A 15169-nucleotide genomic window follows, 5' to 3' on the forward strand; every position below is an offset into this window, starting at 1 on the left:
CTAGGCAGATCCGACGGGCGTCGGATGAAGGTCCGACAATTCCCTACAAGTCGCTGGTGACGTGAGACACACCGCACTCGATGATGGGTGCATGACAACATTCCCCACTCTCGACCCCGAACTCGCCGCAGCGGTCACGATGCTCCCGAAGGTCACCTTCGCCGACCTACCCACCGCGCGGGCAAACTACGACTCCCTAATTGGCACCATGTTGGCTGACCTGTCGTTCGACGGAGTCACGCTTCGCGAACTATCTGCTCCCGGAATCGACGACGATCCCGAGGTCGCCATTCGCTTCTTCACTCCGGCTGCCGCCACAGGTCCGATCCCCGTACTTCTCTGGATCCACGGCGGCGGATTCGCCATCGGCACAGCCGAATCCACTGATCCATTTTGCGTTGAGGTTGCGCGAGAACTCGGATTTGCCGTAGCCAATGTCGAGTACCGGCTCGCCCCGGAAACCCCTTTCCCCGGCCCCGTGAACGACTGCTACGCCGCGCTCACCTACATCCACGCACACGCCGAAGAACTGGGAATCGATCCCAGCCGCATCGCCGTCGGTGGCCAGAGCGCCGGCGGTGGACTTGCCGCCGGAACAGTGCTGAAAGCCCGAGATGAGGGCGTTGTGCCCGTCGCATTTCAACTTCTCGAGATCCCAGAACTCGACGACCGGCTGACAACGGTGTCGATGACAAACTTCGTCGACACTCCGCTGTGGAACCGCCCAAACGCGATCCTTTCGTGGCAGTACTACCTCGGCGAATCGTATTCGGGGCCCGAAGACCCTGATGTATCCATCTACGCCGCGCCCTCGCGGGCCACCGATCTCCGAGGATTGCCCCCGACCTACCTGTGCACCATGGAGCTCGACCCACTCCGCGACGAAGGAATCGAGTACGCCCTTCGCCTACTCCAGGCGGGTGTCAGCGTCGAACTCCACTCCTTCCCCGGCACCTTTCACGGTTCTGGTCTCGTCACAACCGCAGAGGTAACCAAACGAAGCAGCGCCGAGGCGTTCAGCGCACTGCAGCGAGGCTTGCGCGCGTTGTCACCAGTCTCGTAGCTTTGCAAGATGCAAGGTTTGATGTACCGGCTTGCCGAGCTCGACGCAAACTCGGCAGGCCTGGTACGAGTCATCGACTACTTCGACACCCTCGTTCGTCACGGCGCGGACACAGCGTCGCTTCTCCGCGCGAGCGCCCAGTTGGCAGATTGTGTTGCGGGCATCGAGATTGTCGAACACGGCCGAAGCAAGAAGAATCTACGCCGTTGTGACCCTCACGGCCGTTGGTCACCCGAACCCCAGCTCACGCCAAGCATCGTCAGAGACATCACCGTCGACGACGAGGTTCTCGGTACGGTATGGATCGAGCGGCCCGGTGCGAACTTGCCGCTCGACGAGATGCTCGTCGACCGGATGGCACTGACCGCCGCGATCATCTTGCGGCCCCGACGCTTACTGACCGAAGCCGAACACACTCACAATCTGCTTTTCCCGATGGACGAACTAGCGGTGCTGACCTCATGTGCGGGTCTCGGCCTCGACCCCGCCGCTTCAGTGCGTGTCATCGTGTCCACAACCAATGAAATTGCGCACCTACAACTTTCGAAGGATTGCACACCGGGTCGAGCTACCGGAATCGAAGTGGGCGGCGAATACCTGAATCTCGTGACTGGTTCATTCATCTCGTTGGCAGAATTCTCCGAAATCGCAAAAGTGATGCCTGTCCGCGCCGGAATATCTTTGGCTGCTGCCGCTTCCGAAATACACACACTCATCGGCACGGCGCGATTCGCCCGCAGTCAATCATCGGCCACCACACCGATTGTGAACGCGGACGATCTCGGCGCTCTCAACCTCCTGGCACCGGGCACAAAGATCGATCACACCCGAATTCCGGACCTGGTTCGCGCCAGAGAGTTTCGCGAAACCAAGGAGGGGACCGAACTGCTGGAAACACTGAGAATGTACCTGCGATCCGGCACACTGAGAGCCGCGGCCGACTGCCTGCACCTTCACCACAGTAGCGTCGCTCACCGCTTGGCGAAGCTTTCCCACCACATCGGATTCCATGTCGACACCATCGAAAATCGTGCTCGTGCAACAGCAATGATGATGGTGCTCGACGCCATGTAGATGCTAATGGCCCTCTTCAGAACACTGCGTTTTGATCATCGGCACGAGGAATTGCCGCGCTAGTGCCTCCATCTGCGCATCGTCGTGAAGGTTGACGGCCTCGCTGGGAATCATCAGAAAGGAAGCCGTCACTCGGACGAACATCTCGGCCACGAGATCAACATCCACCTCGTCCGCGATAGTGCCCGCGCCCTGTTCCCTGCGGAGTTGCGAAGCAACGAACTGCCGCACCATTGCGAGCGTTCGTCCGTTATCGCCGACGATCGATCCATGTACGTGCGGGCCGGCGTCGATGAGCGCCGAGATCAGTGCATTGTTGGAAATCGCACGCAGCGAGCTCACGAACCCCAGAACTATTCGATCATCCACCGTCTCCGCGAGCTCGATATCAACGAGAAATTGTTCGAAGTATGTGCGGAACTCCCGGAGAACAACCTGCTCGACGAGCGAATCCTTGGTGGCAAATTTCCGGTAGACGGTGATTCGGGACAGGTTGGCGGAGCGGGCCACGTCCTCCATCGACGTGCGCTGAATTCCCACTTTGCAGAACTGTTCGTGGGCCGCATCGAGTAGCCGGATACGAGAGCGATCTTCCTTGCCTGGAGCTTCGCCTGTTATCACACTCCCGAGGGACGTAATCGATTCCAAGGCAGACGAATTGGGATCCTTGCGGGTCACATGCACTCCTTCTTGCCACGAGGGTGCGCAGGTGGAAATCAGACAAAACACTTGTGGCGCCCATCACGCTATGCTACCAATGATACGGAGATACATGAATTGTTTCATTGCTTCATCGGACTAACCGGGAGTAACGACATGGACGATCTCAGTAGGCGCAATGTGTTGAGAGTTGGCGGCACACTCGGCGCACTCGGCGCACTCAGCGCGCTCACAGCACCAGCCAGTGCGCAGCCGTGGCACTGGTCACCAGCGGGTTCGGTGCCAGGAACCGGGAGCGGTGCAGATCCGAGACAAACATGGGACACCCAAGCGGACCCGCTCGTGGCATCTCTCCTCGACCGAGGTGACGTTCCTAAGGTCAACGAACTCTTGCGCACCTGGAAGAAGAACGGTCAGCCGCTGCCAGCGGGACTTCCGTCCGACCTCCGCGAATTCATGGAACAAGCGCGGCAGCTACCGTCGTGGACCGATCAGAACAAGCTCGCGGCGGCCGTGCGATTCAATGAGAAACGAGGTCTCTACCTCGGTGTTCTCTATGGCTTCGCCAGCGGAATGATGAGCACTGTCATCCCCAAAGAGGCGTTGGCAGTGTATTACTCCAAAGGCGGAGCGAACATGAAGAACCGCATCTCGAAAACCGCAAAGTTGGGATACGACATCGGTTCTCGCAACGCATTTCAGGCTGACGGCGAGATGATTGTCACCTCCGTCAAGACCAGACTGGTGCATGCCGCGGTGCGGCACCTGCTGCCTCAATCTCCGCACTGGACGCACATGGCGCCGGAGGACGTTCCGATCAGTCAGCACGACATGATGGTCACCTGGCACAGTTTGCCGACTACCGCCATGCGAAACCTGAACGCGTGGAACGTGAAAGTCCCCACCGACGAGTCCGACGGATTTCTGCATTCGTGGCAACTGAGCGCTCATCTTCTCGGTATCGAGGATCAGTACATTCCCGCGACGTGGAACGACGCGGAATCTCAAGCCACACAAGTGCTGGACCCGATCTTGGCTCCCACCCCCGAGGGAATCAAGCTCGCCGACATTCTTCTCGATCTGGGTGCGGGCCTCGATTTCACACTTCTCACTCGGCCCATCCTCGGCGCGTTGACTCGCTTCATGCTCGGCAACGAAATTGCCAACTGGCTCAATATTCCGCGCGAACCAGTGTGGAGCACCCTCCTGGAAACGGCATGGGGTCCATTCGTGAAGGTACGGGAAGGGCTCCTTCCCGTACCCCTTGCACCACATGCCTACTGGACCTTCGACGAACTACTCCGACAGTTCGTTCTGCTCTACATGTCCGAACTTCGACCGATCAGCATCGAGATTCCCGAGTTCAACAACCCGAATTACCGCTGACAGGACAATCTGCCACCATGTTCGAATGGAGCAGCCAACGGCCGAGCAGTCATTTGCCGCACTCCTCGAAGTGAGTGCGGTTCCGCTTCTCAAGCAGCACGGGTTCCGGAAGCAGAAACTGACCTTCAGACGCGAGCGAGACGACGTTGTCGACGTCGTCAACCTGCAACTGGACTGCCAGTACCGACGCCGGATCGAGAACATCGGCTCCGGCATCGGACCACACGTGACCGTCGACGCAGAGACCGATATCCCCGCGACTGCTGACATTGTGTGCGCCGCACTCACGAGCGCACTGGAGGTGATGTGCCAGCTTCGTGGACCAGATGATATCGTCCGATTTGCATTGTCGGATATAGACTTTGACGTATTTCGCTACCGGTTCGCGACAGGCGACAAAGCCGGTGCGGATGAGCATTACCAACGAGCGCGCTACCAGTTCGGCGCAGAGCCTCGCTGGCAGCGCCTCGACGACCTGTTTCGACAAGCGTCCGCCCGCACAGTCGGTGCCGATTGACACTACGACGGCGACAGCGCGATATCCGTCTGCCGATCGCACCCTTCCGCGGTGCGACGAGCGCATTCGTCGATCACCTCGGTGATGCCGGACCGTGCCAGCGTGCGGCGTTGCACCATTGCCCCGTTACCCTGCTCGAAGACTTTCTCCAGTGAGGCAGTAACCCGCTCGAGCTCGCCGAACTCGGCCAGCATCGGCGCAACGTAATCCAGCAGTCGCCGAACCAGCTGACGCGTGGGCACCAGGCGCACAGTATCCATGTCGAGAGCTCGACCGGCAATTCCATCCCGGGCGGCCCGCCAGCACGCCGCACGCAATACCTCCTGATCGATGATCGGGGCCGGGCTGCCCGCCGCGATCTCTTTCATCACGGTGACAACAAGCGCATGGACCAGCGTGGCATACGTGATCGTCTCGTCGACTGTGGCTGGAATGTCACTGATCCGAATCTCCACGGTAGGAAGATGATCCGAGACCCGAACATCCCAATAGACCATGTGGGGGTCCAGAATGACACCCGCCTCGAGCATCGTGGCGATTGCGGCGTCGTAGTGATTCACGGACTCGAAGTACGGCGGCGGCCCGCAGCTCGGCCATCGCCCGTACATGATGTAACGCCAACTGGCATAGCCAGTATCGATGCCGGCACTGATCGGTGAGTTCGCAGTCAACGCCAAGAGCGTCGGCAACCACGGACGCAGATGGTTGATGATCCGAACGGCCTGTTTGCGGTCCTCCACACCGACATGCACATGGCAGCCACACATCACTCCCGCAGTAAGCGCCCCGAATTCACCGGCCATGCGTTGATATCTCGAGGTGTCAGTGGTCTCGTTCGGCGGTGGATCGTAGAACGGTGTTCCCACTGCCAGCAGCTGGCATCCGTCGTGTGCGGCAGCGTCTGCTGCAGCGAAGCGCAGTTCACGCAGTTGATCCCGAAGGTCGCGGATATGACCCCCGATCGATGTGGCGGTCTCGACCTGGCAGCGAGTGAGCTCCAATTGAAGATCGACACCGAGGTCTCTTCCTGCGGCTGCGACTTCGGCATTGCGCAACCTCGGCTGTTTGGTCAGCGGGTCGCACAGGAGGAATTCCTCCTCCACGCCCAGAGTGGGCGTGTCTAGGACGGCAGATTGAGGCGGAACGGTCGTTTTTGCCATGGGGTCCTCGGCTTCGACAATTACAAACCACGAGTCTTCAACGGAAAGAGCAGAATTCAGTGGTTTCGAAGTTCGTCGATCAGTTCACTTTTCTTCATCTTCGAGTACCCATGCAGGTCCAGTTCCTTTGCTCGCGTCTTCAATTCATCCACGGTCCATTCTTCGTACGAAGTGGACCGACCGCCAGTTTTAGCGACGTTCGAACGACCACGATTCGCTGCTGCGTTGGAGATCCGCGCCGCCTTCTCCTTGGAATCTCCTTTCTCGCGCAATTTCTCGTAGAGATCCTGGTCTTTGAGTTGCGGTTGCGAGTCCCTACGAGCCATCTGTCCGTCCCTTCTTCTGCTGGAGGCATGCCTGTGTCTGAGTGGATCGCTGCACTATGTCGGACCTACCCGATAAGCAGTTCCGCCAAACCGGCGAACGCAACCGCCCACCGCGCCGGGAGGGCACGGTGGGCAGAGCTTTCAGTTGGCGGAAGCCTCCGCCTCCGCTGCACGCAGGAAGCTCGGTGAATTCGACGCGCAGGCGAGACAGATCGCCTGATGTCCGGCAGACGGATCACGATCCATCTCGTAGGCGATGTACGAGTCACCACATCGATGGCACTGCACGCGCGACTCCCACGGATCGGCTACCTCGTCGCGCGGATCGAACGGACGATCAAGAGTGAACCATCTCGGCTTCGAGAATCGGAGCGCGATCCCGTACAGCGCCGCCGCGAGGACACAGCTCACGGGGGGCGCCCAGACGGTACCAGATGTGCCGCCGAAGGCAACCATCACAATACCGACCAAAGATGATGCTCCCCAAGCGAACACCCCGGCGGGATTCACCGACGGAACGCGTCCCGGGCGAAACTCGGCGGGCGGAACGTGCGGAAATATCCCGCGGGAGGCAACAAGAATGTGAGTGAGCGCAATTGCCACCCAACTGACGATGATGACGCCTTGATAACTCAGCGCCTGAAGGATCCACGTCAGGACGTTCGTCAGCATCATCACGTAAACGACCACGGCGACGACAGCAAGCCAGAAGACCCGTGGCAGAGTGAGTTTGAATGCTCGGGCGAAGAAGTTCTGCACGTTCGTGGACGCCAGGTAGAAGTTCCCGGAGTTCACCCGAGTTTGACTCACCACCACCCACAACAGCCCCCAGAATCCCATCAGTGACACAATTCCGAGAATCGCCGATTCCTCGCTCAACGCTCCTTCGATCTCGATCGTGTGCGCGAGGAAGATGCCGACAACCGCATTCACGAAAAGGGTCATGACGTAAAAGGGTGTGCCAAAAGTGATCCGTCCGTTGAACTTCGCATCTTCGGGCCGTCCGAAGCGAGCGAAGTCCCACGCCATCATGGTGACAACCCACACTCCCATATACACCGTGTACGCAAACCACCATCCCGGAACACCGAGGTCAGCAGCGCCCTCTGGTTCATAGGTGAGCCAGTCGTTGTTGTAGCCGTATCGAACGATTGCCCAGACTACCGAGCCGACGAGTCCGACGAGATACAACGGAAGTAAGAAGCCGTTGATCTTGTCCAGCCACGTACTCACACCACGCATAGCCAGCGGCGCCTGATACACGACGACAATCAGGGCGCACAGGGCTATCGGAAGTGCAGGCAGGTACGCGTGCAGCGCACTGGCAACGATTGCACCCTCCGCCACAACGTAATACGTGATAGTGACACCGAACAGAGCAGCCGCAAAAGCAGATCCCGCTCGCCCGAAGAGCGCCCTCGAGAACAGCGAGACACTTGTTCCCGTCTTGGCTGCGTATCGTGAGACCACCGAATTGATCGCGCCGTAGCTCACGGCGGAGAGTGCGATGCCGATCAGTGTGTCGATCGTACCCACGGCAAGTGTGACGGTACTTCCGACCACAACCCAGAACATCGCGCTCATGAGCCCGAACCATGCCATCGACACCGACAGACGGCTGCTTCGCCACGAAAGCGGAACAATGTGAAGTGAATAATCCTCTGCAGCAGCGCGTTCCAGAACCTTCGGATCGTCATGGGACGATACGACCAGCGCCGGTACCTCGTTTGCACTCAAGCCCTGTGAAATAGACATGGCCAATCCTTTTCGATGACGTTCCCTGGCGCCGTTGCCATCTGGATACTGGTGTTTGACGAACCACACTCGGGTACCCCGAATCTCGTCGGGGCACCCGAGCAGAATGGAGCGGGTAGTTCAGAGTGCCGCGACCTCGGAGACAGACAACGTGCCCTTGACGTACTCGACGGCCGGATCGTCGGTCCAGTGGACGATCGTGCGTCGGCGAAGCATCGCGCGGAACTGGTCGGTGGTGTTCTCCAGTACTTCACCGCTGCCCCAGTCGAGGATCACCCCGTATTGGCGCACGCAGTCCATCTCATTGATCAGACCGGACTGGTACTCGGATGACACCTCGTGTGCGTCGCGTTCCATCCAGGCGTGCCGATTATTGCGAATGTAATTGCGAGCCTTTTCCGTTGCATCCGAGTCGATCTCGTACTCGAAGATCTCGGGATCGACCTCCTTGATCACCACGCCGTAGTCCTTCTCGGCCCGTTCGATACTCACGTAACCGTCGATGACGTCTTCGAGTACCGCATCGACCTCGCGTTGCAGCGGATCGCCCAGCCCACCGCCGCCGGCCGAGGGACGGGTGAACTCGTCGCCGGACTTGATGGGAATCGCGGCGAAGATCGAGCCGAGATATCTCTCGTTCTCGGTTCCCTTGTTGAGCCACACACCGTGTGGAATTGACGGCAGTCCGCCCCACAATCCCCATGTGACAGACCGCTCACGGTCACAGCAGTAGGACATCACGGTCTTGCTACTCGCCCACAGTCGACCGCCCTTCTCTGCACCGAGGCCACCGCGGTACTTTCCGGGCCCACCGGAATCAGGAAGCAGATCATGACATGTGGTGAGCACCGGCGCCAGCCGCTCCTGTCCCTCGAAAGGCTGTGTACCGTACTGGACTCCGAACACCGCAGCCGATGCGTTGTAGCCGTCTGCGCCGTTTCGGGCGCCCCATCCGCCCATCATCCAGTCGTACCACATGAAATTGGGGCTGCCGTTCTCTCTCTCGTCCCGTCCGCCCACGAGTAGATACTCGAGGTTGAAGGTACAGGCCATCGCGCGTTCCGGCTGAATGTCGGACCAGATCTCGAATACCGAACTCATGATCTTCTCGAACGGCCCGGAACAGAATCCCGCGCACGGCGACGGCCAGTCCGCGTTGACCACTGATCCGAGCGGACCGAGATCCGCTGTCACCACACGATAGAACCCGGAATTCAGTGGTATGTCCGGGAATTGCATCTTCGTACCCGCAACGATCCCGGCGAACGAACCACCGAATCCGGCGTTGAGCATCGACGAGATGGAAGCATGGGAGTCACTCAGGTCGTAGTGAACCGTGTCGCCCTTGATAGTCATCTTCATCGTGACCGGGATGAGTCCTTCTCCCAATCCCGGATCCTGATCGATGTAGTCCTCTGTGTACCAGACACCGTCAGGCAGAGCGGCAATCTTGGCGCGCGTCAGATCTTCGACGTAGTCCTGGACCTCAGCCATGGCCGTCTTGATCGTCTCGACGCCGTATTTGTCGCACAGACGCTGAATTTCGCGCTCGGCGACCCGTGTGGCCTCCGCCTGCGCCTGCATATCGCCGATGATGTCGCGCGGGTTTCGTGTGTTCTTTGCGATGAGGTAGGCCACGTCCTCGAGGAAATGGTCCTTGCTCCACAACCTCGTCGGCGGGATACGCAACCCCTCTCCCATATGATCGAGCGCGTTGACGTTGAACGAGCCTGGTGTAGCACCGCCGACGTCGGCCCAGTGCCCGTTGGCCTGCGCGTAGCCGAGCAGTTCGCCCTGGTAATAGATGGGCCGGATGATGCGTGTGTCGTTGAAATGGCTTCCGCCCTCGTAGACATCGTTGATGACAAAGACGTCGCCAGGATGGATGTCGCCCTCGAACTGACGAATTACGGCCTTTGCCGTGTAGTGGAGCGTCCCGACGTGGGCTGCGATGTCGCCCGTTCCCTGCATAACGGTGTTGCCCTCGGTATCGCAGATGGCCGACGAGAAGTCACGCGAGTAGATGACAAAGGAATAGCAGGTTCGCAAGATCTGCTCTGCCATTTGGTCGACGGTGTTGATGAAGGCGTTCTTGAGAACTTCGAAGGTTACCGGATCCAGCGATGTAGTCATTTCATTTGCCCTTCGTATGAATTCGATTGCGGCCGATGGCAGATCATGCGGAGTATTCGAGGATGAGATTCCCCCAGACGTCGACGCGGGCAGTGGTCCGCGGCGGAACGACAGTGGTCGAATCCAACTGGTCGACGATGCACGGACCGGACAGAATCGCACCCGCGGGAAGATCTGCGCGGTCGTAGACCGGGGTTTCGAGTCGAGCCACCTCGTCGGGAAACAGGACGTGGCGTAATTCGGTCGGCACCGGGGTGAAATCGGCGGGATCAATCGGCTCGGCCGGCTTGACGTCAGCTCGCGAAGTAAGACCGATGGCACGCACCAGGATTCGGTAGATCTCCACACCGCCATCCTCGGCCGCAAAGTTGTGTTCCTTGAGGTGCGTAGCGTGGAACGTTGCCACAACCTCGTCGAGACTCTCGAGCGGAACGCTCACCGGGACAGCGATGGCGCGCCACTGCCCCAGATACCGCATGTCGAGGTAGTACTCGAAAATCATGTCCTCCGCGTCGACGTGCTCGGCAGTCAGGCGTTCGCGTCCCTGCGCCTCCAGTTCCCGGAACGACTTGGCGAGGTGCCCGAGATCTGCTTCCGCGGCATCGGCCAGGTACATCTTGGTGAGATCGTGCTGAATGTCCACGAGCATGCAGCCCATCGCCGACGTCACTCCCGGGTGCGGCGGAATAATCACTGTCGGGATGCCAAGATCCTTGGCCAGGTACGCCGCGTGCAGTGGTCCGGCCCCGCCGAATCCCACCAACGCAAAATCTCGTGGGTCATGCCCCTTGCGAATCGAGATGAGGCGGACAGCATCGGCCATGTTCGCGTTGGCCACCTTGATGATCGACTGTGCGGCCGTGTCGACATCCAGTCCGAGTGGCGAGGCGACCTTTTCGATTGCGTTGCGCGCCAGAGACTCGTCGAGTTCCTTGACTCCGCCTGCCAACTTCTTGCCGACTGTGCCCAGGACCAGATTGGCGTCTGTGTTGGTCGCGAAATCGCCTGCGGCGCCATAACACGCGGGCCCGGGCTCCGAGCCTGCGGACTGCGGTCCGTTGCGGAGTGAGCCGGCGTCGTCCAGCCAGGCGATCGAACCGCCACCGGCACCGATGGTGAGAACTTCGATGCTGGGGAAGCAGATCGGGTAACCGAACTCGACGCTCCACATGTTCGTCGTTCCGAGCACACCGTTATCCGTCAGCGACACATCGGTTGACGTGCCACCCATGTCGAAGCCGATCGAGTTCTCGTATCCACACATTCGCGCAATATGACGGCTGGCGATGGCACCAGCGGCAATGCCGGACGCAGCGAGTCGCGCTCCGTACTTCTCCGCCATCTTCGGCGTCATCACACCGCCGCCGGAGTGCAGGAGCAGGACGTCGTTCTTGTATCCGTTCTCCTCGAGGCGCCCCTCCAGTGTTCGCGCATATGGCCCGATGATCGGCACCAACGCCGCATTCGCCACCGTGGTGGAAAACCGCTCGTACTCGAAGATCTCAGGGAGAACGTCACTCGAGGTCGTGATCGCGACACCCGGTAGCTCCTCGGCAAGTATCTCCGCCATACGGTTTTCGTGATCCGGATTGGTGAAGGAGTTGACGAAGCACACGGCCACGGTCTCGACGCCACGACGCTCGAGGATTCTCGCGACGTCGCGCGCCTGATCTTCGTCGAGGGTTTCGAGAACCGTACCGTCGTAACCGATACGCTCGCGCACCGTCATTCGGTGCCTGCGAGGCACAAACGGTTCAGCGACTTCCTGGTACGGATCCCAACTTTCACGGTCACCGCGACGAATTTCGATGACGTCGCGGAAACCCTCGGTGGTCACGAGCGCAATCTTGGGAAACTTGCGAGTGATGAGCGCATTGGTCGCGATCGTGGTTCCGTGCGAGAAGAACTCGACGTCCTCCCAGTTCACCCCTGCCTGCCTCATACCGGCCAGAACGCCTTCGATCGGGTCGGTCTGGGTCGGGTACTTCGCAGTGGTGATCCGCCCATCCTCGTGCTGGACGAACACATCGGTGAAGGTTCCACCGATATCGACCGCAGTGCGAATCTTCGCCGGCTTGCTGATGGCTTCGGTCATGTTGCCCTCCTCGGGATTGGTCACTGTCCGCCGACAACACAACTCTCCGGCGCCGAAGTGGACAATTGGCCTATCGACTAGGTGGAGGAACACACGTACTGGAGATTGATACAGGCCCAAGACACCGAAAATGCGTCTACCTGGCTGAACGACAAGGCGATTCACGTTACGACGAGGTATCCGACATTCCGATGAAACGTCCGGTCATCAAATCGCAACGCGCTGCCGTCCCGCCTCGAACACCATCGTGTGAAGTGCGGGAGCAGACCGTAGAGTGGGATCGACAGAGTGGGATCGACCGCCACCGCCGTGGCACCGCACGCGAGAAGGAGCGGACGAGTGAAAATCGGAATGCTGTACTCACTCAGCGGGGCGCAGGCAGAGATGGAGAAGTCCATCCTCGACGGCGCCCTGGTTGCGGTTCACGAGGTCAACGCGAGCGGCGGGATCCTCGGCGAGGAACTGACATTCGCCGTGTTCGACGATTGCTCGGAAGTCGCGATGACGGGACATGGCATCAACCATCTGTGCCGCGAAGAGTCCGTCGACGTCATTGTCGGCGGATACACCTCAGCCAGTCGGGTCGCGATGCGCCCGGCGATCGAAGACAATCAATCGTTGCTGATGTACCCCACGTACTTCGAGGGTGAGGAGACCGATCCGCGCGTGTTCTATTGCGGCGCAGCACCGAACCAATACCTCGAAGACTATCTCGGCTGGATTGCCTGCACCCTCGGACGACGCGTCTACATCGTCGGTTCGGACTACATCTATCCCAGGGTGCTCGGTGAAGCGATTCGGCGGCTCGGCGAGCAACGGAACGTCGAGACCATCGGCAATTGGTATGCGCCGCTGGGCGAGACGTCCTTTGGCGCAGTCCTTGACGACATCAAACGCAAACGCCCCTCGGTGATCATCTGCAATCTTGTCGGACACGATTCGACCACGGCCTTCTACACTCAGTTCCACCAGGCTGGTTTCTCGTCTGATTCCCTACCCATCGCGGCCACCGCGACAACGGCGATCGACCTGGGGCACATGCCTGCCGAGATCAGCAACGGTCACTTCATGGCCGGCACGTACTTCGCCAGAATCGACAACCACATCAACGCGTCGTACCGGCAATCCTTGATCGACGTACGCGGCCAACACCGCACGCATGCAGCACAAGTGGGTGCCTACAATGCGGTTCATGCGCTGAGTCTGGCATCCGAACAGACCGCATCACTCGACCCTGCCGACCTCTCCGACGCGCTGCTCTTCGTTCGATTCGACGGAAACCCCGAGGGACTGCCGTTCTACTTCCGCAGCAATCACTACAGTGCGCACCCGTCGTACGTCGGTCGAGCGTCCGACGGTGACTACGACGTCATCGAAGAATTCTCACCCAGGCTCCCCGAACCCTGGTGGTCTGGAAGTGTCCCACTCCCCGTATCGAGATGACTCCCGTAGCGCAAGAGCGATATAGAAATCCGCGCGATCGGCCGTGGAGTGCACACCACGCCCCGTGAGGCGTTCAATTCGGTTCAGTCGGTAGCGAAGTGTGTTGATGTGGATACCCAATTCGGCAGCCGTGGCGCTCCATTGCCCGTCCAAAGCCAGAAACGTTCTGAGCGTTTCCAGATACTGTGAACCCTTGCTCTCGTCGTAGTCGACCACGGGCTTCAGCAGAGCGTTGTCGAGGACACTCACCAATCTGGGGTCGCTGGCGAGCAGAGTTGCGGCCATCGGTGCGGGGAGCGGAACCGAAGGGCTGTCCGGACCCGACGAGCGGGCGTGACGATCCGCCATCTGCCGGGCGCTGATCAAGCCCCGAACCAGATCGTCGCTGCTTCGCAGGACGCACGAACTCGTACCTATGGACAACGCGCCTTCGTGCCGCAGGGCGAACAGCGTTGCGAGCATATCGAGTTGTCTATCGAAACCTTCACTGCTGTCGATGGATTCGACAGCACCTCTCATCGTGACAAGCGCGTAGGCGTTGCCTTCGTATGATCCGGACACAGACGCGGCGGCACCTTGAAGCGCGAGATCCTGCAATCCGGCAACTACCGTATCGATCCGGCCTTCGGTCGCCTCTGGCACCACGACGGAGACGGCGCGAATACGGATTCCCGGTTCGAGCCCCAACGAACGTGCCCACGGATCGAGTGCGGCGGACGCAACATTTGCCTGAACCAGTTCGCGTATCAGTGCATTCTCGGACTGCGCTCGTGCCGCCCTAGTGACCTCCAGCGCATGGAGGCGGGCGTCGATCTGTCCGGCAAGCTTGCCCACGCGGCGCGTTTCCCACTGCACGCGGTTCGGATTCACCAGCACCAGAGCGTGGCCGGACCGGGGCAACATGAGATGAAGTCCCGCTGCATCACTCGGGGCACCCTCCAGCGAAGTCGGTCTGCGGGAAAGAATCTTGATCGGAAAATCCGCGGCGGGCACGATCGATCCAGTGATGACACACCCCTGCATCACTACCCACACGGTGACACCACTCTTCCCGACGAATTCGTCGAGGAGGTCCTGCACTGCCTCCGAGTGCGAATCCTGTTTCGGCACTCCAGCGGGTTGTGACGTGAGTGTCGCACTGAGTTGACCGAAGAGCATGTCCTTGGGCAGGAGAAACACCGGCATCGATTGGCGCACACACTCGGTCACGAATTCCGGAGGGAGATCGAAGTCGTCGTTGTCGACGACTACACCAACGCCTCCTCCCGACCGCATCTGGGCGAGAAGCGATTCCGGTGCAGACAGCGAGGGCCACGTCCCCGCGGGGACGTACACCACGCAGCCCGCCTCGAAATCGATGCCCGACGCCGAGTCGATTTCGCAAAAGGTGCTGACGGAGTTATCTCGCGCTTTCTCGACAGCCCCGGGCGTGAGGGATCGAAGGCCCGCACGATCGACAAGATCGCCTACCGTGGCCAACGTACCTCCCTCCCAGCGTCGAGGTCATGTGCCCGATTATGAAGCCACACATCGGTTTTCTCGACCGCTGGAGAGCAC

Annotated in this window: 12 protein-coding genes; 5 read left to right on the top strand and 7 right to left on the bottom strand. The window is 59.8% G+C overall.

Translation table 11 applies throughout. The features are described 5' to 3' along the window. The first annotated feature begins 91 nt into the window (after positions 1–91). The gene (locus CJ178_RS19385) at positions 92–1063 is read left to right on the top strand and encodes an alpha/beta hydrolase (RefSeq protein WP_095887422.1); all 972 of its coding nucleotides are present in this window, start codon (positions 92–94) and stop codon (positions 1061–1063) included. A 9-nt stretch (positions 1064–1072) separates the two neighbouring features. After that, on the top strand, positions 1073–2137 hold the full coding sequence (locus CJ178_RS19390) for a helix-turn-helix domain-containing protein (protein ID WP_257013259.1): 1065 nt from the start codon (positions 1073–1075) through the stop codon (positions 2135–2137). Positions 2138–2140: 3 nt separating this feature from the next. On the opposite strand, the gene CJ178_RS19395 is transcribed toward CJ178_RS19390, so the two are convergent. Further along, positions 2141–2815 carry a TetR/AcrR family transcriptional regulator gene (locus tag CJ178_RS19395; protein WP_095888055.1) on the bottom strand — a complete coding sequence of 225 codons (675 nt, stop codon included), beginning with the start codon at positions 2813–2815 and terminating at the stop codon, positions 2141–2143. Positions 2816–2953: 138 nt separating this feature from the next. On the opposite strand from CJ178_RS19395, the gene CJ178_RS19400 reads away from it, so the two are divergent. Both CJ178_RS19400 and CJ178_RS19405 read left to right on the top strand, forming a co-directional pair. Then, entirely contained in the window at positions 2954–4183 is a 1230-nt protein-coding gene (locus tag CJ178_RS19400) for an oxygenase MpaB family protein (protein WP_095887423.1), read from the top strand. A 25-nt stretch (positions 4184–4208) separates the two neighbouring features. Beyond that, positions 4209–4700: a DUF4304 domain-containing protein gene (locus tag CJ178_RS19405; RefSeq protein ID WP_179300780.1), complete on the top strand. Its 492-nt coding sequence runs from the start codon at positions 4209–4211 to the stop codon at positions 4698–4700. Positions 4701–4702: 2 nt separating this feature from the next. Here CJ178_RS19405 and CJ178_RS19410 read toward each other — a convergent pair whose 3' ends face one another. From CJ178_RS19410 to CJ178_RS19430, 5 genes are all read right to left on the bottom strand, one after another. Continuing rightward, positions 4703–5860: a glutamate--cysteine ligase 2 gene (locus tag CJ178_RS19410; RefSeq protein WP_095887425.1), complete on the bottom strand. Its 1158-nt coding sequence runs from the start codon at positions 5858–5860 to the stop codon at positions 4703–4705. Positions 5861–5916: 56 nt separating this feature from the next. Continuing rightward, entirely contained in the window at positions 5917–6186 is a 270-nt protein-coding gene (locus CJ178_RS19415; RefSeq protein WP_045065664.1) for a DUF7218 family protein, read from the bottom strand. A 141-nt stretch (positions 6187–6327) separates the two neighbouring features. Next, the gene (locus CJ178_RS19420) at positions 6328–7941 is read right to left on the bottom strand and encodes a purine-cytosine permease family protein (RefSeq protein ID WP_095887426.1); all 1614 of its coding nucleotides are present in this window, start codon (positions 7939–7941) and stop codon (positions 6328–6330) included. Positions 7942–8061: 120 nt separating this feature from the next. Then, positions 8062–10074, bottom strand: coding sequence for a hydantoinase B/oxoprolinase family protein (locus CJ178_RS19425; protein ID WP_095887427.1), 2013 nt, complete (start codon positions 10072–10074; stop codon positions 8062–8064). A 43-nt stretch (positions 10075–10117) separates the two neighbouring features. After that, positions 10118–12169, bottom strand: coding sequence for a hydantoinase/oxoprolinase family protein (locus tag CJ178_RS19430; protein ID WP_095888056.1), 2052 nt, complete (start codon positions 12167–12169; stop codon positions 10118–10120). A gap of 339 nt (positions 12170–12508) precedes the next feature. Here CJ178_RS19430 and CJ178_RS19435 point away from each other — a divergent pair, with 339 nt between their 5' ends. Further along, on the top strand, positions 12509–13612 hold the full coding sequence (locus tag CJ178_RS19435) for a transporter substrate-binding protein (protein WP_257013260.1): 1104 nt from the start codon (positions 12509–12511) through the stop codon (positions 13610–13612). Here the strand turns inward: CJ178_RS19435 and CJ178_RS19440 are convergent. Next, a complete protein-coding gene (locus CJ178_RS19440) occupies positions 13553–15091 on the bottom strand; it encodes a PucR family transcriptional regulator (RefSeq protein ID WP_095887428.1) in 1539 nt (512 codons plus the stop codon). The two genes, CJ178_RS19435 and CJ178_RS19440, sit on opposite strands and share 60 nt — an antisense overlap. Positions 15092–15169 lie beyond the last annotated feature (78 nt).

This window comes from Rhodococcus sp. ACPA4 (assembly GCF_002300185.1).
GTDB classification, from domain to species: Bacteria; Actinomycetota; Actinomycetes; order Mycobacteriales; family Mycobacteriaceae; genus Rhodococcus_F; species Rhodococcus_F globerula.